Origin of the sequence: Blautia sp. Marseille-P3201T (assembly GCF_900120295.1) — a bacterium.
In the GTDB taxonomy this organism is placed as follows: Bacteria; Bacillota; Clostridia; order Lachnospirales; family Lachnospiraceae; genus Blautia.
The window spans coordinates 863,161-884,518 of sequence record NZ_LT635470.1; the positions used below are offsets into that span (position 1 = coordinate 863,161).

At 37.4% G+C, this 21,358-nt stretch carries 17 protein-coding genes and 2 tRNA genes; 2 read left to right on the plus strand and 17 right to left on the minus strand.

Features of this window, described 5'->3' with window-relative positions; all coding sequences use genetic code 11:
• Window positions 1–19: 19 nt before the first annotated feature.
• The 13 genes from BQ7352_RS12650 to BQ7352_RS12710 form a co-directional block, all read right to left on the minus strand.
• The gene (locus tag BQ7352_RS12650; RefSeq protein WP_072449548.1) at window positions 20–970 is read right to left on the minus strand and encodes a bifunctional riboflavin kinase/FAD synthetase; all 951 of its coding nucleotides are present in this window, start codon (window positions 968–970) and stop codon (window positions 20–22) included.
• A gap of 15 nt (window positions 971–985) precedes the next feature.
• Complete coding sequence (truB, locus tag BQ7352_RS12655; RefSeq protein WP_072449549.1) at window positions 986–1,882, minus strand: tRNA pseudouridine(55) synthase TruB; 897 nt, start codon at window positions 1,880–1,882, stop codon at window positions 986–988.
• A 2-nt stretch (window positions 1,883–1,884) separates the two neighbouring features.
• Window positions 1,885–2,847 carry a DHH family phosphoesterase gene (locus BQ7352_RS12660; protein ID WP_072449550.1) on the minus strand — a complete coding sequence of 321 codons (963 nt, stop codon included), beginning with the start codon at window positions 2,845–2,847 and terminating at the stop codon, window positions 1,885–1,887.
• Entirely contained in the window at window positions 2,828–3,214 is a 387-nt protein-coding gene (gene rbfA, locus BQ7352_RS12665; RefSeq protein ID WP_072449551.1) for a 30S ribosome-binding factor RbfA, read from the minus strand. The genes BQ7352_RS12660 and rbfA overlap by 20 nt, the downstream gene beginning before the upstream one ends.
• Before the next feature lie 25 nt (window positions 3,215–3,239).
• A complete protein-coding gene (gene infB / locus BQ7352_RS12670) occupies window positions 3,240–5,999 on the minus strand; it encodes a translation initiation factor IF-2 (RefSeq protein WP_072449552.1) in 2,760 nt (919 codons plus the stop codon).
• A gap of 20 nt (window positions 6,000–6,019) precedes the next feature.
• Window positions 6,020–6,337 (minus strand): L7Ae/L30e/S12e/Gadd45 family ribosomal protein, encoded by a 318-nt coding sequence (locus BQ7352_RS12675; RefSeq protein WP_072449553.1) that lies wholly within the window; start codon window positions 6,335–6,337, stop codon window positions 6,020–6,022.
• Window positions 6,321–6,599, minus strand: a complete 279-nt coding sequence (gene rnpM, locus BQ7352_RS12680; protein WP_072449554.1) for an RNase P modulator RnpM — start codon at window positions 6,597–6,599, stop codon at window positions 6,321–6,323. Before rnpM ends, BQ7352_RS12675 begins: the two co-directional genes overlap by 17 nt.
• Before the next feature lie 9 nt (window positions 6,600–6,608).
• The gene (gene nusA, locus BQ7352_RS12685) at window positions 6,609–7,739 is read right to left on the minus strand and encodes a transcription termination factor NusA (protein ID WP_072449555.1); all 1,131 of its coding nucleotides are present in this window, start codon (window positions 7,737–7,739) and stop codon (window positions 6,609–6,611) included.
• Between the two features lie 20 nt (window positions 7,740–7,759).
• The gene (gene rimP / locus BQ7352_RS12690) at window positions 7,760–8,224 is read right to left on the minus strand and encodes a ribosome maturation factor RimP (RefSeq protein WP_072449556.1); all 465 of its coding nucleotides are present in this window, start codon (window positions 8,222–8,224) and stop codon (window positions 7,760–7,762) included.
• Window positions 8,225–8,358: 134 nt separating this feature from the next.
• Window positions 8,359–9,525 (minus strand): transglutaminase domain-containing protein, encoded by a 1,167-nt coding sequence (locus BQ7352_RS12695; protein ID WP_143143400.1) that lies wholly within the window; start codon window positions 9,523–9,525, stop codon window positions 8,359–8,361.
• Window positions 9,526–9,546: 21 nt separating this feature from the next.
• The gene (locus tag BQ7352_RS12700) at window positions 9,547–11,793 is read right to left on the minus strand and encodes a DNA gyrase/topoisomerase IV subunit A (RefSeq protein ID WP_072449557.1); all 2,247 of its coding nucleotides are present in this window, start codon (window positions 11,791–11,793) and stop codon (window positions 9,547–9,549) included.
• A 10-nt stretch (window positions 11,794–11,803) separates the two neighbouring features.
• On the minus strand, window positions 11,804–13,726 hold the full coding sequence (locus tag BQ7352_RS12705) for a DNA gyrase/topoisomerase IV subunit B (protein ID WP_072449558.1): 1,923 nt from the start codon (window positions 13,724–13,726) through the stop codon (window positions 11,804–11,806).
• A 43-nt stretch (window positions 13,727–13,769) separates the two neighbouring features.
• A complete protein-coding gene (locus tag BQ7352_RS12710) occupies window positions 13,770–14,315 on the minus strand; it encodes a phosphatase PAP2 family protein (RefSeq protein ID WP_072449559.1) in 546 nt (181 codons plus the stop codon).
• A 197-nt stretch (window positions 14,316–14,512) separates the two neighbouring features.
• Between BQ7352_RS12710 and BQ7352_RS12715 the strand changes: the two genes are divergently transcribed.
• Both BQ7352_RS12715 and BQ7352_RS12720 read left to right on the plus strand, forming a co-directional pair.
• Window positions 14,513–14,584 (plus strand) — tRNA-Glu (locus tag BQ7352_RS12715).
• Window positions 14,585–14,721: 137 nt separating this feature from the next.
• Window positions 14,722–15,558 carry a PHP domain-containing protein gene (locus BQ7352_RS12720; protein WP_072449560.1) on the plus strand — a complete coding sequence of 279 codons (837 nt, stop codon included), beginning with the start codon at window positions 14,722–14,724 and terminating at the stop codon, window positions 15,556–15,558.
• Window positions 15,559–15,759: 201 nt separating this feature from the next.
• Here the strand turns inward: BQ7352_RS12720 and BQ7352_RS12735 are convergent, their stop codons facing one another.
• The 4 genes from BQ7352_RS12735 to pyk all read right to left on the minus strand — a co-directional run bounded on the left by BQ7352_RS12735 (window position 15,760) and on the right by pyk (window position 21,351).
• Window positions 15,760–18,114 carry an MBL fold metallo-hydrolase gene (locus BQ7352_RS12735; RefSeq protein WP_083429905.1) on the minus strand — a complete coding sequence of 785 codons (2,355 nt, stop codon included), beginning with the start codon at window positions 18,112–18,114 and terminating at the stop codon, window positions 15,760–15,762.
• A gap of 65 nt (window positions 18,115–18,179) precedes the next feature.
• Window positions 18,180–18,262 (minus strand) — tRNA-Leu (locus tag BQ7352_RS12740).
• A gap of 99 nt (window positions 18,263–18,361) precedes the next feature.
• Window positions 18,362–19,645 carry a diaminopimelate decarboxylase gene (locus BQ7352_RS12745; RefSeq protein ID WP_072449561.1) on the minus strand — a complete coding sequence of 428 codons (1,284 nt, stop codon included), beginning with the start codon at window positions 19,643–19,645 and terminating at the stop codon, window positions 18,362–18,364.
• Window positions 19,646–19,914: 269 nt separating this feature from the next.
• Window positions 19,915–21,351 carry a pyruvate kinase gene (gene pyk / locus BQ7352_RS12755; RefSeq protein WP_072449563.1) on the minus strand — a complete coding sequence of 479 codons (1,437 nt, stop codon included), beginning with the start codon at window positions 21,349–21,351 and terminating at the stop codon, window positions 19,915–19,917.
• Window positions 21,352–21,358 lie beyond the last annotated feature (7 nt).

Genomic DNA, 21,358 nt, shown 5'->3' on the forward strand with positions numbered 1-21,358 from the left:
TCTTTTTAAAATCTTTACTTTATGATAATCGAAGTTCCAGCACTTGTCCATATTCTTTCTCAAAAAAAGCTCGAGCTGTTTCTACATCTGTGTCTAATTGTGTCTTTAATTCTGATAACGAGCCGAACTTTTTCTCAGAACGTAAATATTTGTAAAACCTGACTTCTGCTTCCTGCCCATATAAATCTTCATTGCAGTTAAAAAGATAGGTTTCCACTCCGATAAAATTTTCTTTTACAGTAGGTTTATACCCTACATTTGTAATTCCGGAATAAATCTTTCCTCCAATCAAAGACTGTGTGACATATACACCATTTGGAGGCAATTTTTTCATTGGCGGGGGAATTAAATTTGCGGTAGGTACACCTATAGTTCTTCCAAGCTGCCTGCCATGAACAATTTCCCCTTTAATAAAATAAGGATATCCCAGCAGTTTTTCTACTTTTTCCATTCGTCCCTGTTCTAACTCTTCCCGAATATACGTACTGCTGATTTCCCTTTCACCGTCTTTTTCTTTTTCAATAATTTCCACTGTAAATCCGTATTTTTCTCCCAATGCAAAAAGAAGCCGGGGAGTACCACTACGGTTATGTCCAAAATGGAAGTCCGAGCCGATTGCCAGATATTCTGCATGAAGCCTGTCCACCAGATATTCTTTTACAAAAGCTTCCGGCTCCATATTCATCAATTCTTCTGTAAAAGGACATTCCACCAAAATATCTGCATGAAGCGCCTCTGCCACTTCTCTTTTTTCCTCATAAGTCAAAAGCAGCTTTGGTATACATTTTTGCTGATAAGCCTTACAGGATATATCAAAAGTAAAAATTATGGTACGGCAGTTTTCATTGGATTTTTGTTTAATACATTCCACTAGTTTTTGGTGACCTCTGTGAAATCCATCAAACTTTCCCAGAGTAACTGCACTCCTTATGCCGGAATTCAAATGAGGTACTTCTGTTGTATAAATCATAGCTTCTCCTTTGCCTCATTGGAAATCCTGAGGGGTACAAAATATTGTCAGTGGCTTGTACTGCTGTCTGGAAGTATTCCATTCATAAATTCCAATAAAGACGCCACTGCTGGTATACATACGTACTCTTTCTCCAAGAGATTGATCTTTATAAGGAATGGGATTACCATTTTGCAGCATTTTATCAAAATGTGGCTGTGCAAAAAAAGCCGGATAATTTGAAAACATTTCTTCTACAGAAACAATTTTCTCATCTATTTTCCCTTCCTGCACAAGAGCTTCTATCTGCGATAATTTTAAACTGTCCGTAATAGAAAAACGCTCCACTTGTGTTCTGACCAGGCTTTCCATACATCCCATACATCCCAGCTTTGCTCCGATATCATGGCAAAGTGTCCGAATATATGTACCTTTGGAACATGTTACTGAAAACCGCACAAAAGGCAATTCCATAGATAATATTTTTATCTCATAAAAAGTAACCGGCCGCGGCTGACGTTCAATTTCAATGCCTTCTCTGGCAAGTTCATACAGTTTCTTTCCCTGTACTTTTAGTGCGGAATACATAGGTGGGATTTGCTGCTGCCTGCCTAAAAAACCTGCTATACAACTTTCCACTTCTGATGGAGAAACTCTTACAGGGCATTCTTTTAAAACCTTGCCGGAAATATCCTGTGTATCTGTTTCTATACCTAAATGGAGAACTGCCTCATAAGTTTTTCTCTTATCTGTCAGTAAAGAACAAAGCTTCGTTCCTTTTCCCAGACATACCGGAAGAACACCTTCCGCATCAGGGTCTAATGTTCCTGTATGTCCAATCTTTTTCTGCTTTAAAATTCCACGAAGCTTTGCGACCACATCATGAGAGGTATAACCCTTTTCCTTATAAACATTAATGATTCCGTTTTTCATTTCTAATTCGCATCTTTCAATAATTGTTTTTCAATGGCACGCAGCAGATTATTCATGGCATCATAAACAGATCCATGCAAAGTACATCCTGCGGCAAGAATATGACCGCCTCCGCCAAAATAAGATGCCACTTCATTTACATTTACTTTACCATTTGAGCGCAGGCTTACTTTAAATTCCTGTGTCTTTACTTCATAAAGGAAAATAGCAACTTCTATTCCTTTTGTCACTCGCAATTGCTGTACAATTCCATCTAAATCTTTAGGTGTAACGTTATAAAATTCCATATCCTTTTTACGAACACTTCCAATGATACACTTTCCATCCAACGTCAGAATGCTTTCCATAAGGCATCTGCCCAAAATCTGATTTTGCACATAGGTTTTTTCGTAAAACGCCTGGTCGACAATTTTTGAAAACTCAATCCCTGTCTCCATAAGCTTTGCTGCAATTCGCATAGTTTTCGGTGTTGTACAAGAATATTGGAACACTCCTGTATCATTGACAATTCCTGTATAAATAGCTTCAGCACAGCTTTTTGTTACTTTTTCCTCTTCCAAAAGTGTATACAAAAGCTCTGAAGCAGAACTGGCTGAAGGACAAATTACATCAATATCTGCAAAGCCTTTATTACTCACATGATGGTCTATACAAATCGTCTTCTTTGCTGTATCCAAGGCTGCTCCTACCACACCTACTCTGTCTTTCACACTGGTGTCCAGAATAAATATCACATCATATATCTTATTCTCATCCAGCTCCTTTTTTACCTCATGGATGGAATTCAGGAAGGAAAATCCCTCCTTTACTTCCTCCAAATATACATCTGCCTCAATTTCAGGATAATTCTCCTTCAAATACAGATATAAGCCCATACAGGAACCTACACAATCACCATCTGGCCGCACATGGCCGGCAATAGCTGCTGTTTTAATTCCCGCTAATTCACTGGTTATCTTCTCCATCTTTCTGCACCTCCTCTTTTCCGGTGACTTCATCAATTAATTTTGACATGGCAACACCGTACTCAATAGACTCGTCTAAAATAAAACGAATTTCCGGAGTATTTCTAAGATTGATATTTTTTGCAAGCTGTCTGCGAATATATCCTTCTGCACTTTTTAAGCCTGCAATGGTATTATTTTTTGCCTCTTCATTTCCCATAACACTGATGTAAGCTCTGCATGTTTTTAAATCCGGAGCCACTTCTACTGCTGTCACAGATGTCATAGGATGAATTCTTGGGTCCTTAATCCCTTCCCGAATTAAGCTTGCCAGCTCATGCTGAACCTCTGCATTTACCCGGGTATTCTTAATACTGTTTTTTCTCATGATTTCCTTTCCGCTTCTAAAAGCTCTATCTTGGAACTTCCACCATAATATATGCTTCTACTCTGTCTTCTTCTTTGATGTCATTAAAATCTTCAAATACAAGACCGCATTCATATCCTGCTTTTACTTCTTTTACATCGTCTTTAAAACGTTTCAGAGAAGCCAGCTCGCCTTCGAAAATCTGCTCGCCCTCTCTGCTGATACGTACTTTACAATTTCTCTGGAAAATACCGTCCAGCACATAGGAACCTGCAATATTTCCAACACCTGATGCCTTGAAAATCTGGCGCACTTCTGCATGACCGATAACTTTTTCCTCAAATACAGGATCCAGCATACCCTTCATAGCAGCTTCCACATCTTCAATTGCCTGATAGATAACACGATATAAACGTAAATCAACACCTTCCTGCTCTGCAACAGATTTTGCAGTTGCATCCGGTCTTACGTTAAATCCGATAATAATCGCATTAGAAGCACTTGCCAGTGTAACGTCAGATTCATTAATTGCACCAACACCGCCATGAATTACTTTTACAACAACTTCTTCATTGGAAAGTTTTACAAGACTCTGTTTTACCGCTTCCACGGAACCCTGTACGTCTGCTTTTACAATCAATGGCAATTCTTTCAAATTACCTGCCTGAATTTGGCTAAACAAGTCATCCAGAGACATTTTCGCCTTTGTTTCTTCCAGAAGACGGTTTTTATTTTCAGATACAAAAGTTGCCGCAAAGTTCTTCGCTTCTTTATCATTTTCTGTAACAACCAGAATTTCTCCTGCATTTGGCACATCACTTAATCCCAGAATTTCAACTGGTGTAGAAGGACCTGCTTCTTTTACTTTTCTTCCTTTATCATCAATCATAGCACGAACTTTACCTGAGCATGCTCCTGCTGCAATAAAGTCACCTACACGCAGTGTTCCTTTCTGTACTAAAATTGTCGCTACAGGACCTTTTCCTTTATCCAGCTCAGCTTCAATTACAAGACCTCTGGCTCTTCTGTTTGGATTTGCTTTCAATTCTGCAACTTCAGCAGTCAGTAAAATCATTTCCAACAAGTTATCAATTCCTTCGCCTGTGTGAGCAGACACCGGAACAAAAATTGTGCTTCCGCCCCAGTCTTCTGGAATTAATTCATATTCAGATAACTCCTGTTTTACTCTTTCAATATTTGCACTTGGTTTATCAATTTTATTGATTGCAACAATAATTTCTACTCCTGCAGCTTTTGCATGGTTAATTGCCTCTACGGTCTGTGGCATAACACCGTCATCTGCTGCTACTACTAAGATTGCAATATCTGTAGCATTTGCACCACGCATACGCATTGCTGTAAATGCTTCATGTCCCGGTGTGTCTAAGAAAGTAATCTTCTGTCCGTCTACACTTACCATATAGGCACCAATGTGCTGTGTAATACCGCCGGCTTCACGATCGGTAACATGTGTTTTTCTAATGCAGTCCAAAAGAGAAGTTTTACCATGGTCAACGTGTCCCATAACACATACAACCGGTGGTCTGGAAACTAAGGTAGCCGCATCTTCCTCTTCTTCTTTTAAAAGTTCTTCGATTACATCTACTTTCTCTTCCTGCTCTGCGATAATATCGTAATCTAAAGCAATTTCCTGTGCCTTTTCAAAATCAATTTCATGGTTTACGGTAACCATAACACCTTCTAAGAAAAGTTTTTTCACAATCACAGACGGCTGCATTTTCATTTTTTCAGCCAGTTCACGAATTGTCATTTTTTCCGGAAGTGTAATTTCCTTTACTTCTTCTTTCTTTTCTTCCTTAGGATGAGATACCGGTTTCTGAAGCTGCATCGCTTTCGGGATTTTCTGTGTCTGACGGCATCCACCCTGATTTGGACGTTTTCCCTGATTTTGATATTCATCTCTGCGGTTATCTTTTTTCTTGTTTTCTCTGTTTGCTTTACGACTGTCTTTTTCTACAAACTCCAGTTTTGGAGCATCAAATTTAGAGGATTGTTCACGTCTGTTGTCATTTCCTCTTCCATCATTTCTGCCGCCAAAACGTCCATTTCCACGTTCTCCCTGATTATTTCCGAAACGATTTCCTGAACGTTCTCCATTTCCGTTATTATTGTTGAAACGATTTCCCTGACGATTTTCTCCGTTTCCATTAAAACGATTATTTGAACGGCCTTCCTGATTATTATTGCCATTATAGCGATTATTATTTGGGCGATTTTCTCCGTTATTACGGTTATTTGGACGGCTTTCCCCATTTCCATTAAAACGATTATTTGGACGGTTCTGGCGGTTTTCTCCGTTTCCCCCTCTGTTGTTTGGACGGTTCTCCCCATTATTTTTGTTAAATCGATTGTTTGAACGGTTTTCCCCTCCGTTGCTATTACGATTTCCCTGACGGCCTTCTCCGTTTTCTTTATAACGATTATTATTTGGACGGTTGTTATTTCTATTTTCCTGTTTCAAATCCTGTGTACCTCTGTTTTCTTCGCTTCTATGCTCCTGTGGTTTTTGTTTCTTCTCAGATGTATGACTGGCATTCTGAGGGCGGAATACCTGAATAATCTTTTTCTTAGGTTTTTCACCATTCTCCTGTTTTACAGAAGAATTTCCTTCTTGAGCATTCTTATTTCCTTTTTTATAATTATCTCTTACCATATTGGCATGTGTTTCGTCTACATTGCTCATGTGACTGGTTAACTCTATATTTTTGGATTTTAAAAAATCTAAAACCTCTTTATTTGTTTTGTTTACTTCCTTTGCCAGTTCGTAAACTCTTATTGTTGACATATATTGCCCTCCTTCTCATGTTAATGACCCATTTTTTCCAATTTTTTAATCATTGCCAAAGCAAAATTTTCATCCGTCACTCCAAGAGATGCTCGATAATCTTTTCCGATGGCGTTCCCTAACTCCTCCTTTGTTCCTACATTATATAAAGGCACTTCATAATATGTGCACATATCGTTAAACTTCTTCTTTGTATTTTCTGATGCATCCTGTGCTGTAAGGACTAAAAAAATCTGACCTGATTTTACGCCTTTTTCTGTAGCGAATTCACCGCTTACAATTTTTCCGGCTTTTGCTGCCAGGCCTAAAAAAGCCAGCTCTTTATTTCTGCTCAACATTCTCAAACTCCCTTTCAAGGTTTTCATAAACCTCTTTTGGTATAGCTATCTTTAAAGAACGTTCCAGTCCCCTGTTTTTTGCGGCCTTTTGTAAACATTCTTTAGAAAAGCATAAATAAGCGCCTCTTCCATTTTTACGGCCGGTAGTGTCTAAAACAATTTCATTCTCTGCTGTTTTTAATACACGCATCATTTCTTTTTTGTTCTTCATTTCACCACAGCCCACACATTTCCGCATAGGGACTTTCTTTCCTGTACTCATATGCTCACCTTACTCTTCTGCTGTTTCTTCTGCACTTACTTCCTCTATGCTTTCTTCAGCAGCTGTTTCTTCATATTCTTCTTCATAAAAATCCAATTCACCGGCTTCTCTTGCCTGTGTTTCACTCTTAATGTCAATTTTAAAGCCTGTCAGTCTTGCCGCAAGTCTTGCATTTTGTCCTTCTTTACCAATTGCCAGAGAAAGCTGGAAGTCCGGGACAATAACAGTTGCACTTTTTTCTTCTGGATCAGCCTGAACAGAAATAACCTTTGCCGGACTTAATGCATTTTCAATTAAAAGAGCCGGATTGTCACTCCAGTTGATAATATCAATTTTTTCTCCTCTTAATTCTTCTACAACAGAATTTACTCTGGCGCCATTAATACCTACGCATGCACCAACCGGATCAACATCCGGATCGTTGCTCCAAACTGCAATCTTAGTACGGGAGCCTGCTTCTCTTGCAATACTCTTTACTTCTACAGTTCCATCTTTAATTTCTGTAACTTCTGCTTCAAAAAGACGTTTTACTAATTCTGGATGTGTTCTGGAAACCATAATCTTCGGTCCTTTTGGCGCATCTTTTACTTCCAGAATATATACTTTAATTCTTTCTGTAGGTTTAAATACCTCTGTTTTTACCTGCTCATTCTCTGTTAAAATCGCGTCTGCTTTTCCCAAATTAATACTATAATTTCTTCCCAGATTACGCTGTACAATACCAGTTACTACATCTTTTTCTTTTCCATAGTACTGATCAAAAATCACTTTTCTTTCCTCTTCACGGATTTTCTGCAAAATAACATTCTTTGCATTCTGTGTAGCAATACGTCCAAATTCTTTGGATTTAATTTCTACATTTACAATATCACCTAATCCATACTGAGAATTCATCATCTTCGCATCTGCCAGACTAATTTCTGTAACCGGATCATAAACTTCCTCTACTACAGTTTTTTCTGCAAGCACACCAAAATCACATGTTTCAGGATTAATATTCACTTTTATATTATCCGCTTTTCCAAAATGGTTCTTACATGCCTGAATTAAAGATTGCTCAATAGCCTCTAACAAAGTATCTTTACTGATAGATTTCTCTTTCTCCAGAATGTTGAGTGCCTCCAATAATTCTGTGTTCATTTTTTACTTTCCTCCTAAAATTAAAAATCAAATGCCAAACGAATAAGCGCGATGTCTGATTTCTGAAAAGTCATTTCTTCTCCTTCACAATCAATCGTCACACTACTTTCATCATATTTCTTTAAAACGCCGTAAAATTCCTTCTCTTTATTGATTGCACGATAGGTCCTGATTTCCAGTTCTTTTCCCATGCTTCTTTTGTAGTCCTTCTCTTTCTTTAAAGGTCTTCCAAGTCCGGGAGAGCTTACTTCCATAATATAAGCTTCCTCAATAAAGTCTTCCTCGTCCAGTTTCTGGGAAAATGCTCTGCTGACAACTTCACAATCATCTACGGTAATCCCCTCCGGCTTATCAATATAAGCTCTCAAATAAAAATTACTTCCTTCTTTCACATATTCCACATCTACCAGTTCAAAATGATATTCTGCTACGATAGGCTCCAGCAATGCCTCTGCTTTCTGTTCATAAATTTCTTTTTTGCTCATGTTCTCACCTTCTCCCTATATCCCTTAGATATACAAACGATAAGAGTGGACCACCGGCCCACTCTTATGCTCTGATAACTATTCTAGTTCTTTATTAGGATAACACTATTCCCGTAAACTTGCAAGTTCTTTTTTCAATTCCACAAGATTACCAGCAAATTGTCCTTTCCTCCATAAGAAATTTGCCAGGAAATTTGTTCTCCCGGTGAAAGTGTAGTAATCTCTTGAATAGCTTCCTGTATCAAATTGCCTTCTACAATATCTTCCACAGCCCGTCTATACTCCTCTTGTTCTTGAAAGCAAAGTTCTGTCTTTTCATTTTTGTTTTCAATATCTTTTTTCAGGATATCTCGAATATAATCCCTGTCATACTCCTCATAAAAACATCCTTTTTTCCGATAATAATTATAGCTTTCATCAGAACAAGGCGGTAACTGTAAATCTTCATTTGCTCTATGTGTAGCGTTCAAAACCCTGTCGCTGCAGCATAAATAGCTATAAGAAATCCAAGCCTCACGCTCATCTTTCCCATTATAACCAGGAGAGCCCCATGTAGTATCTACATAATAATAACTGTCCCCAATTTGAACTAAATTCCACGCATGACTGGAATTCGGTTCTTCCAAAATAGTTCCTGTGACCAACGTACAAAAAATTCCCATTTTATTCAATAGATACTGCGTTGCTTTTGCATATCCCATACAAACTGTTCTTTTTTCCAAAAACACACTCTGTATTGTTTGATTATAAGAACTGGTTTCATCATATTCTACTTCTCGAATTAAAAGCTCATATACGCTTTTTATTTTCTCGTATATATCTAAAGAACCATCAATCTGAGAAATCCATTCTTCTGCCTGATGTTCTATTTGTAATTTCAACTCGTTTATTTGCTTTTTCTCTATAGAATATACCGGCATTAATTGAATGGCCATTTTTGTATCTTCAGTCAAATCTTCTATGGTAGTATATTGAAACTCCCCTTCTGTCCAAAAATACTCAGGATGATCAATCATAACCATATTAAAAACAGAGGTCAGTCTATCCTCTTCAATTGGCGTTATTCTAATCTCCGACTCTTGTTTTTCTAAACCTTCTGCAATTTGTCTGTAAATCTGCTGTTCTTCCTTCGACAAACTCTGATATCCATAAAAAAGTGCTTCTTCCGAAGTTTCAATTTTCCTTTCCGGCAATTTCTCTTCTTTCACACTTTCACTATCAGGTTTTAGCACACATCCTGATGAAATCAAAAATAAAAAGGTTATCAGAAAAAAGGCTATTGCTTTTCCTTTCCTATTCAACTATCTACCTCTTTTCTCGTCTTAAACTCGTGTTTTCGTTCCTTTTGTATCTCTCTTTCCAAGTTTCAATTTATTTAATACCATATTCTTTTCTTTATAAGAAATCGTATATTCTGTACGGTTTTCTAACATATAAGCATGCTCTATGCAATCGCTTTCATTCATTTTTATTCCTCGCACTCCAAGAGCCGTTTTCTTTTTATATGGAATTTCCGCCTTCAAAAACTTCAGGAAATATCCTTCTTTTGTCTGCAAAACCAAATGTTCCATAGGTTCCGCATTCTGAACCATAACAATACTGTCTTCTTCCATTAGTTTTGTAGATGCAATCGTTCTTTTTGCCACATCAAATTCTTTTCCTTCTACCAGTTTCACCATGCCCTTTGCCGTAACAAAACACAAGGTCGAACTGATAATGTCAGCCATGCTGTTTACAAAAGCAATCTGTTCTACTGCACTGTCATAGTTGCTCACGTTATCTACCGGTATACCTTTGTCTCTGAATTTACCAAAAGGAAGTTCCTGCACTTTAATAGTATGCATTCGTCCTGCATCTGTAAACAGACAAACTTTACCTGTATTCATACAGCTAAATACATATTTATTCTCGCTGTCTGCTGTTTCTTTATTTCTTTCATACGTAGATTTATCCACGGTTCTTGCATAGCCGAAGCGGTCCATTAAAAATACCACTTCCATTTCTTCGATTTTCTTTTCTTCGTAAACAGCTTCTGCAGCATTTTCCACCACGGTGCGCCGCATTCTGCCATATTCTTTTTTTACTTTCTGCAATTCCTTAATAATAACTTTAGCCATAGATGAATAGTTATTCAAAATATCTTCGTATGAAGCAATTTTTTTCATAGTTTCTTCGTGCTCTGCCATTAAGGTTTCAATTTCCAATCCAATCAGTTTGTAAAGACGCATCTCCAAGATTGCTGTCGCCTGACGCTCTGTAAAATGAAACTTTTTCGCCTGACGTTCACTTGTTTTTGTTTTAAAATGAATACCCTCTGTCTCACCATAAATAAGACATTTTTTTACCTGTTCTTTATTTTTACTTCCTCTTAAAATTTCAATAATCAAGTCAATTACATCACAGGCTTTTATAAGACCTTCCTGCACTTCCTGGTTTTCTCGTTCTTTCGCCAACAAACTGGTATATTTTCTTGTGGCAATATCAAACTGAAAGTCCACATGATGCTCAATAATCTGCTTTAAGCTTAATGTCTCCGGTTTACCATCAGCTACTGCCAGCATGTTTACGCCAAAAGTATCTTCCAGACGTGTTTTTTTATAAAGCATATTTTTTAGATTTTCTACATCAGCGCCCTTTTTCAACTCAATAACAATACGAATTCCCTCTTTTGAGGACTGATTTGCAATATCTACAATATCTGTTGTTTTTTTGCTTTCACTTAAAGCTGCTACATCATTTAAAAACTTGCCAATATTAGCCCCTATCATAGTATACGGAATTTCTGTAATTACCAATAACGATTTTCCATTTTTTCCTTTTTCAACTTCTACTTTTCCACGAAGTTTAATTTTTCCTGTTCCTGTTTCATAGATGGAAAGTAAATCGTCTTTATTAACAACAATACCACCTGTAGGAAAATCAGGACCTTTAATATATTCCATCAATTCTCTGACCGTAATATCATTGTTTTTCATATATGCAATCACCGCATCAATAACCTCCCCCAGATTATGAGGAGGGATGCTGGTTGCCATACCTACGGCAATTCCGTCTGCACCATTTACAAGAAGATTTGGGATTTTCACCGGTAAAACTTCCGGTTCTCTTTCTGTTTCGTCAAAATTAGGCAGGAAATCTACCACATGTTTATCCATATCACTTAAATAAACTTCCTGTGTAATTTTCTGAAGGCGAGCCTCTGTATATCTCATAGCAGCCGCCCCATCCCCCTCAATAGAGCCAAAATTCCCATGACCATCAACAAGAGGAAGTCCCTTTTTAAATTCCTGCGCCATTACTACAAGCGCTTCATATATAGAACTGTCACCATGGGGATGATATTTACCCATAGTATCTCCTACAATACGGGCACATTTTCGATAAGGTCTATCATATCGAATTCCCAGTTCATACATATCATACAGCGTTCTTCTCTGTACCGGCTTTAATCCGTCACGTACATCAGGAAGCGCTCTGGCAATAATAACGCTCATAGCATAATCAATATATGATTTCTGCATAATCTCCGAATACTCGGTTCTAATAATATTTTCCTGTAGATTAGCCATCCTAAACCTCCTATATATCTAACTGGGCATCCCTTGCATGCTCATAAATAAATGCTTTTCTTGGCGGCACTTCTGTACCCATAAGAATTTCCGTTACTTCTGATGCCATTCTTGCATCTTCGATTTCCACCAGGCGAAGCATTCTGGTTTCAGGATTTAATGTGGTTTCCCAAAGCTGCTGAGCATCCATTTCTCCTAAACCTTTATATCTTTGTAAAGTAAATGAACCTTTATGGGTTTTTCTGTATTTTTCCAATGCCTTATCATCATAAAGATATTCTTCCTTACCTTTCGCAGGCATGGCTTTGTACAAAGGAGGCATTGCAATATATACATGTCCCTCATAAATTAATTCGGGCATAAAACGATAAAACAAAGTAAGAAGCAAAGTAGAAATATGCGCCCCATCTACATCTGCATCTGCCATAATAATAATTTTATTATAACGAAGTTTTGTAATATCAAAATCATTTCCATAACCTTCTGAAAATCCACAGCCAAATGCGTTAATCATCGTCTTAATTTCTGCATTGGCAAGAACCTTATCAATCGTAGCTTTCTCCACATTTAAAATCTTTCCCCTGATTGGAAGAATTGCCTGAAAACTTCTGTCTCTGGCACTTTTAGCACTTCCTCCCGCAGAATCCCCTTCCACAATAAAAATCTCACATAAAGAAGGATCTCTTTTTTCACAATTGGACAGCTTTCCATTGGAGTCAAAGGAATATTTTTGCTTTGTCAGTAGATTTGTTTTTGCCTTTTCTTCTGTTTTACGTATTTTTGCTGATTTTTCTGCACAGGCAAGAACACTCTTCAATACATCTAAATTTCTGTCAAAATAAAGTACAATTTCCTCACCTGTAACTTTACCTGTTGCCTTTGATGCATCCTGGTTATCCAGCTTTGTCTTTGTCTGCCCTTCAAATCTAGGCGCCGGATGCTTAATTGATACTACAGCAGTCATACCATTACGTACATCTGCACCGGTAAAATTATTATCTTTTTCTTTTAAAATACCAAGTTCTCTGGCATAAGTATTCATAACTGATGTAAATGTAGTTTTAAATCCTGTAAGATGTGTTCCACCTTCTGAATTATAAATATTATTACAAAATCCCAGTACATTTTCTCTAAACTCATTTACATACTGAAATGCTACCTCTACAGTAATCCCATCACTTTCCCCTTTAAAATAAACAGGTTCATGAATACACTCACTTTTTTTATTTAAATCTTTAATAAATCCTACAATACCATCCGGTTCATGAAAAACAACTTCTTCTGGTTCTGCACCTCTTTTATCCTGGAAGAGAATTGTCAATTCCGGATTTAAATAAGCAGTTTCATGCAAACGACTTTTTACTTCTGTAGAAGAAAATCTGGTTTTTTCAAAAATTTCATCATCTGGCAAGAAATTAATACAAGTTCCCGTTGTTCTGGTACGTCCTAACTTTGGTAAAAGTCCCTCTTCCAAGGGAATAGTTGGAACACCTCTTTCATAATGATCATGATGAACATATCCGCCTGTACTGATTTTTATATCCAAAAACGCTGATAACGCATTCACTACCGAAGATCCTACACCATGAAGTCCTCCACTTGTTTTATATACAGAATCATCAAACTTTCCACCGGCATGTAAAGTAGTAAAAACGAGACGTTCCGCTGACATCCCCTTTTCATGCATTCCTACCGGTATCCCTCTTCCATCATCCTCAATCGTAGCAGAGCCATCCTTTTCCAGAGTAACTCTAATATTATTACAGTATCCTGCTAAATGTTCATCTACTGCATTGTCCACAATTTCATATATAAGATGATTTAATCCCTTTCGTGAAACACTTCCTATATACATACCCGGACGCTTTCGAACTGCCTCCAGACCTTCCAGTACCGTAATGCTACTGGCATCATACGTATTTTTCTTTGCCATTTTTACAAACCTCTCTTAAATAAACTTGCTCTCATCGATTATACTATTTCCCAGCAGAATAAAACCTTCCCAGCTTTGTTTTCTGCATACATTTCATCAAATAAACACCGGCAATTCCGCATAAAATTCCTAAAACAGCACCTGCTAAAACATCTGTTGGAAAATGCACATAAAAATACAATCGTGAAATTCCCATAAGTACTGCCAGTACACAGGCTCCTATACCAAATCTTTTTTCTGTGAATAGTAATGCTCCCGCCGAAGCAAAGGATGCCATAGTATGTCCGGAAGGAAATGAATAATCTTTAGGTACCCGAACCAAAAGCTCGATATCCTCACGAATCCAACATGGTCTTGGTCTAGCTACTAATGGCTTTAAAATTATATTTGCCAATATAAGATCTAAAATCAATGCAAAGAGAACTGCTACTCCGCATTTTCGATATTTCTTTGTACACAACAAAACAATTCCTAATACAATCCAAAACCATCCAGCTTCACCCAGCATGGTAATAAAAGCCATAATCTTTGTAAGTAACGGATTTTGAATGTTCTGCAGCATATCTAAAAATGTAAATTCCCATTCCATACATTTTCCCTCTCTTGTTTTATTTTAACGCAAAGTCTTATGTATCATATCGCATTTTTAAGATATTTTCAAATGCTTTTTCTCTTCCTTTATTTTATCGAACATAAGTTCTGATGTCAATAGTATTTCTTTTTCTTTTATTTTTTCTAAAAATAGTATTGACATTTATTACTTTATACGGTATGATGTGTAAGTACGGTTCGTTGGTCAAGCGGTTAAGACGCCGCCCTCTCACGGCGGAAACACGGGTTCGATTCCCGTACGAACTGCTTTTTAAAGGGATACTATACAGTATTCCTTTTTTTGTTTCATGGGAAATCTCGTCCTATAAAGCAAAAACGCCCCGCAAGGATCACATTGCGGCAAATTTCCCGTACTATTTTCATTACACCGAAAGGAGTTTCTTATGAAAAAATATATTGATCTGCATGTCCATTCCACTGTTTCAGATGGTACTCTTTCACCATCCGAATTAGTTCACTATGCACTCAGCAAAAATCTAGCTGCTTTTGCCCTTACTGACCATGATACAACAGCCGGCTTAGAAGAAGCATTTGAAGCAGCTTCAGGAACTGCTTTAGAAATTATTCCCGGTATCGAACTGTCTACTACATGGAATTCCACCGATGTTCATATTGTGGGTCTGGATATTGACTGGAAAAATATATATTTTCAAAAAACCCTTTCTGAATTCCAGACTTCAAGAGAATTGCGTAATAAAAAAATGATGTCGCTTCTTCAGAACGAAGGCATCTGCATAACACCCCAACTCATGGAAGCAGATTTTCCGGACAGCGTCTGGACTCGCGCTCATTTTGCACGTTTTCTTCTTGATCATAAATATGTAGGGTCCATGAAAGAAGCTTTTGACCGCTACTTGGGAAATCACGCCAAATGTTATGTCCCCAGAGAAAAGGTCACTCCTTTTCAGGCAATTCAGCTTATTCATGAGGGTGGAGGAAAAGCGATTTTTGCCCATCCCATCCTCACAAAACTATCAAAAGCTAGATTGGAAAGTTTAGTCAACGAATTATCAAAAAATGGTTTAGACGGCATAGAAACTTTATACGTTTCTTATACTCCTTCTGATGAATTATTCACGAAACAACTGGCAAAACGTTACGGATTAAAACAATCCGGCGGCAGTGATTTTCATGGAAGTAACAAGCCCCATATTGATTTAGGATGTGGAAAAGGCAATTTAAAAATTCCTTATGAATTCCTTGAACAGTTAAGAAAATAATCTACACACCAAAAAAAATTGTACAATAGCACAATCTCCGTGCGCGGTCCACAAGATAATTTCATTTCCGCAAGCTGCGCATCCTTGCGGAGCATTTATTATTTCATAAGGCGCAATTTCCTATAAAATAATAAAAGATGTAGCATCAAACATAATTAAAACCATTTGATGCCACATCTTTTATTTTTTATAAATTCTATTCTAGGCTACCCAGAGTCCATTTTCATCTACATAATATTTACCATTCTGAACCCATTCCGACACAGCCATACTTCCATCCGATTTTAAATAATAATTTCCTACCCATACATCAGATGCCATAGCTCCATCGCTATACAGGTAATACCAGTCCCCTCCTACCTTCTGCCATCCTGTTAGCATCCAGCCTGACGCATCGAAGTAATACCACTTACCATTTATTCTCTCCCAATTGGATGTTGTATAACTTCCATCGCTATGACGATACCACCATCTATTTCCCGATAATATCCATTTTTCTTTTTGCATTTCTGGTTTCCATCTACCAGATGCATCTACATAGTAGTTTCCTATCCAAGTATTTTCTGCCATAGCTCCATCACTATACAAATAATACCAGTCCCCTCCTACCTTCTGCCATCCTGTTAGCATCCAGCCTGACGCATCAAAGTAATACCACTTACCATTTATTCTCTCCCAATTGGATGTTGTATAACTTCCATCGCTATGACGATACCACCATCTATTTCCCGATAATATCCATTTTTCTTTTTGCATTTCTGGTTTCCATCTACCAGATGCATCTACATAGTAGTTTCCTATCCAAGTATTTTCTGCCATAGCTCCATCACTATACAAATAATACCAGTCCCCTCCTACCTTCTGCCATCCTGTTAGCATCCAGCCTGACGCATCGAAGTAATACCACTTACCATTTATTCTCTCCCAATTGGATGTTGTATAACTTCCATCACTATGGCGATACCACCATCTATCCCCTGATAACATCCACTGATCTTTTAATACTTCAGGTCTCCATACACCAGTTTCATCTACATAGTAATCGCCTATCCAAGTATTCGTTACCATGGCCGCATCTTCATTAAAATAATACCATTTTCCGTCGATTTGTTTCCAATCAGTAGCCGCATTCCCTTCTTCATCTAAATAATAAGTTGCCCCGTACAGATTTAGCCAGCTATTTTTCTGAAACTCTTTACTTGTAAGCCAATATTTCCACTTCCCATCAACTTTTACCCATCGATTTTCTTTTTCAACCGCCCCTTTTTTATCAAAACAATATACTTTTCCTTCAATCTCATGTACACTTTGATCTGTAAAAGTTCTTCCATTCTCATCAAAATAATACTGACTATCACCAATTTCCATCCATTCCGGTGACATTTTTGTATACTGCGTTTTAACACCTGACTCATGAAATTCTGCAACTACTGCTGCCGAATTTGTAACTGTGGCATATACCTTTGCATTCGGAAGACAGTCTCTTTCTCTCTCACTAAAAGAATGTTCATATCCTGTTATTACTACCTCTTTAGGATTTAAAGAAGTCAAGAAATATGTAGTATTATTGTAATCAATGGAATGATGAGCCATTTTCATTAAATCAATGCTAATTCTTTTCCCGGTATTTATCTGTGATTCATCAATCTCTTTCAAGACTCCTGTATCTTTTATCACACGATTTTCAGGAAGATCCAGAGCGGTTCCATTTACCGCCCTATAATTTTTATCTATATACTCTTTTTCTAACTCAATCTCTATACTCTCTTCTGGCTGATACTGTGGCAAATCTCCCAATTCCTCAATTAGCTGATTTGCAATTTTACCTGTATCTCCCTCTGCGGGATTTACATCCGCCGTTAAAAGTGCCGTTCTCCCGAACGCCGTAACCTTTGTCACAATGCAATTTTCATTTTCATCTACAACAGGAATTATCTGTCCATTTTCATCCCTTCTGCGCTCAAGGTTTAATAAATCTATGGACATATCACCCAAAGTAAAAGAGCGATACTCCGCATTCTCTTCTAAATCTAAATCTTTAATAATCTCTGTCCCGTTTCTCTTAGCCGCTTCTATAATATCATCGTACACATACTGATTATCCCATAAATGCGAGTCATTTTCTTTTATAATATAAGAGTCGTCATATTGGTTAATGTATAATCTATCTGTTGGAAAAGCATCTAAAATTTCATTCCCACTTCCTATATGATCACTGTGAGAATGCGTTGCTATATAGAATTCTAATTTTTCTACCCCTTGATTTTTCAAATAATGAATAACCTGCTGTTCATATCCAATACCTCTTGTAATGTCATCCCTTAAAGGATATCTATTATCTGTTCCATCCGGATAATCCCAATCCTCACCTGAATCCACTAAACCATAATGTCCATTGCTTTCCAGCAAAATAGCATCTGTGGAATTATTTAATGATATAAAATGAATTTTTGTTTCTCTTTCTGCTGCTTTTGCTGGTACTGGCATCATCCACACGGATAACGCAGCTATTCCCACCACAGCAAATCTCTTTACTTTTCTTATTCTACTTTCCATAAGTTCCCTCCAACTATTTTTGAGCATATACCAAAAAAGCACCGAAACCATCGGTGCTTTTTTCATGCCGGCAGCGGGACTTGAACCCGCACGTGGTTGCCCACAACAGATTTTGAGTCTGCCTCGTCTGCCATTCCGACACGCCGGCATTTCCTTACGGAACATAAAATATGTTATCACAAAAAAAAGAGAATTGCAAGCTTTTTTTGAAAATAATGTAAAAAACCTACAATTCCCTATTTTTATCCTATTTTTTTTGATTTTCTACTAATTTCTCATAAAAATCAAAGCAATCAAACGTAGCAAAGTAATCTGCCGGTTTTTCTGCACGACGTATCAGCTGAACACTTCCATCTTCCTTTAAAAGCAATTCTGCTGACTTTAATTTTCCATTATAATTGTACCCCATGGCAAACCCATGTGCACCTGTATCATGAATCACCAGAATATCCCCTTTTTGAATTTCAGGAAGCATTCTATCCACGGCAAATTTATCATTATTTTCACACAAAGAACCAGTTACATCGTATTTATGGTCCAATGGCAGGTCTTCTTTTCCCATTACCGTAATATGATGATACGCTCCATACATAGCAGGACGCATAAGATTTACTGCGCAGGCATCTAAACCAATGTAGTCTTTATATGTATGTTTCTCATGAATTGCCTTTGTAACAAGACAGCCATAAGGTCCCATCATAAATCGTCCCAATTCGGAATAAATAGCAACATCACCCATGCCTGCCGGAACTAAAACTTCATCAAACACACGATGTACACCTTCACCTATAATTCGAATATCATTCGGTTCCTCATCTGGTGTATAAGGAACACCGATACCGCCTGAAAGATTAATAAAATATATTTTTGCCCCTGTTTCTTTCTGAAGTTTCACAGCCAATTCAAAAAGCTGTTTTGCCAACATTGGATAATATTCATTGGTAACTGTATTGCTTGCTAAAAAAGCGTGAATTCCGAATTCTTTAGCACCCTTTTCTTTCAAAATACGAAAAGCCTCAAAAATTTGCTCCTCCGTCATCCCATATTTTGCATCACCAGGATTATCCATAATTCCATTACACACTTCAAAAACCCCGCCGGGATTAAAACGACAACTAATTCTTTCAGGTATTTTTCCAATTGCTTTTTCTAAAAACTCAATATGAGTAATATCATCCAAATTAATTGTAGCTCCTAATTGAGCTGCATATTGAAAATCCTCTGCCGGTGTGTCATTAGAAGAAAACATAATGTCCTCTCCCACACAGCCAATGGCTTCTGACAACATCAATTCCGTGTAAGAAGAACAATCACAGCCAAAACCATATTCTCTTAAAAGGTTAATTAAAAATGGATTGGCATTTGCTTTTACCGCAAAATATTCTTTAAATCCTTTGTTCCATGAAAAAGCTTCTTTCATGGCTTTTGCATTTTCTCGAATTCCTTTTTCATCATAAAGATGAAATGGAGTTGGGTATATTTTTATAATTTCTTCAAGCTGTTCCTTTGTAACAAATGTCTTTTTCTCCATTCTTTTCGCTCCTTTGTAACTCTCTGATTTTCGCCTTACATAAACGAATACCTTCATTATACGGAAATACCACTTGCTTTTCAAGTAAAAAAGATTGTGCAACAACATAATCTCCGCGCGCGAGCGGTTCACAAAGTGATAATTTCATTTCTGCTTGCAGAATTCTCCTCCCGGATTGGGTTGCTTCAGATTTCCTATAAAGTTAAAAAACAGCTATTGCACTAAGCATATCTATCCAATAATGCTTAACGCAATAACTGTAATTTTTTTTAAATCACTTCCATAACATGAAGCATGTTTGTAACATTCGCTTCTGCCTTACTGCTGTTTGTAGCCGGATCCCCTGCTGTCACAACAACCATCTGGTCTTTTTTCACCAGTTTTTTCTCCTTCAAAGTTTCCATGGCATTTAAAATAACATTTTCTGCCGTATCTCTTTGATATCCTTTTAATGGTGTAACTCCCCAATAAAGCTGCATTTTACGCTCTACTCTTTCATTAGGAGTAATGGCATAAATCGGCATCACCGGACGAAAACTGGAAATCAAACGGGCTGTCTTTCCCGACATCGTTGGTGTCACAATACAATCCGCTTCAATATTTCTGGCTGTACGAACAGAAGCAATTCCAATCGCACAGGATACTTTTGTTTTCTTATACATGGTTCTGTGCATAATATACTGATCATAATTGACATACTGCTCTGTATTTTCTGCAATTTCATTCATCATTTTCAAAGCTTCCACAGGGTATTTTCCTGCTGCTGTTTCACCGGACAGCATAATGGCATCTGTTCCATCATAAATAGCATTTGCCACATCTGTCACCTCTGCACGAGTAGGACGTGGATTACGAATCATAGAATCCAGCATCTGTGTAGCCGTAATAACCGGAATATAATTAGCATTACATTTATGAATAATCATCTTCTGAATATGAGGAACTTGAGGCGCAGGAATTTCCACTCCCAAATCACCTCTGGCTACCATAATGCCATCTGCCACCTCGATGATTTCATCAATATTTTCCAAGCCTTCTGCGTTCTCAATTTTTGCGATAATCGCAATATCTTCTGCATGATGTTCTTCCAGAATTTTGCGAATTTCTTTTACGCCCTCTGCATTTCTAATAAAAGAAGCTGCAATAAAATCTATTTTTTGTTCAATTCCAAAAATAATATCTGCTTTGTCTTTTTCTGTAACAACAGGTAACTGCACTTTTACATTTGGAACATTAATTCCTTTCTTTTCTCCCAGTTCTCCCCCGTTTACAACACGACAATGAATGGCATCTTCTGTGACTTCCTTTACCTCCAGTTCAATCAAACCATCATCAATTAAAATTCTATTTCCCTGCTTCACATCTTCTGTAAGACCAGTATAAGTAATAGAGCAGCCGGAAGCATTGCCCACAATTTCTTTTGTATATAAAGTAAAGTCTGCTCCCTCTGATAGTGTTACTTTTTTTCCATTTTCCAAAATACCGGTGCGAATTTCAGGTCCTTTTGTGTCAAGAAGAATGGCAACCGGTTTTCCCTGTTCTTCTCTGACACGCTTTAATAAATCCATACGATTGCGTTGTTCTTCGTAATCACCATGAGAAAAGTTAAAACGGGCTACATTCATCCCATTTTTTACCAAAGCCTCCATAATGTCCTTGTTATCCGTATTTGGCCCCATGGTGCAAACGATTTTTGTTCTACGCATATCAGTA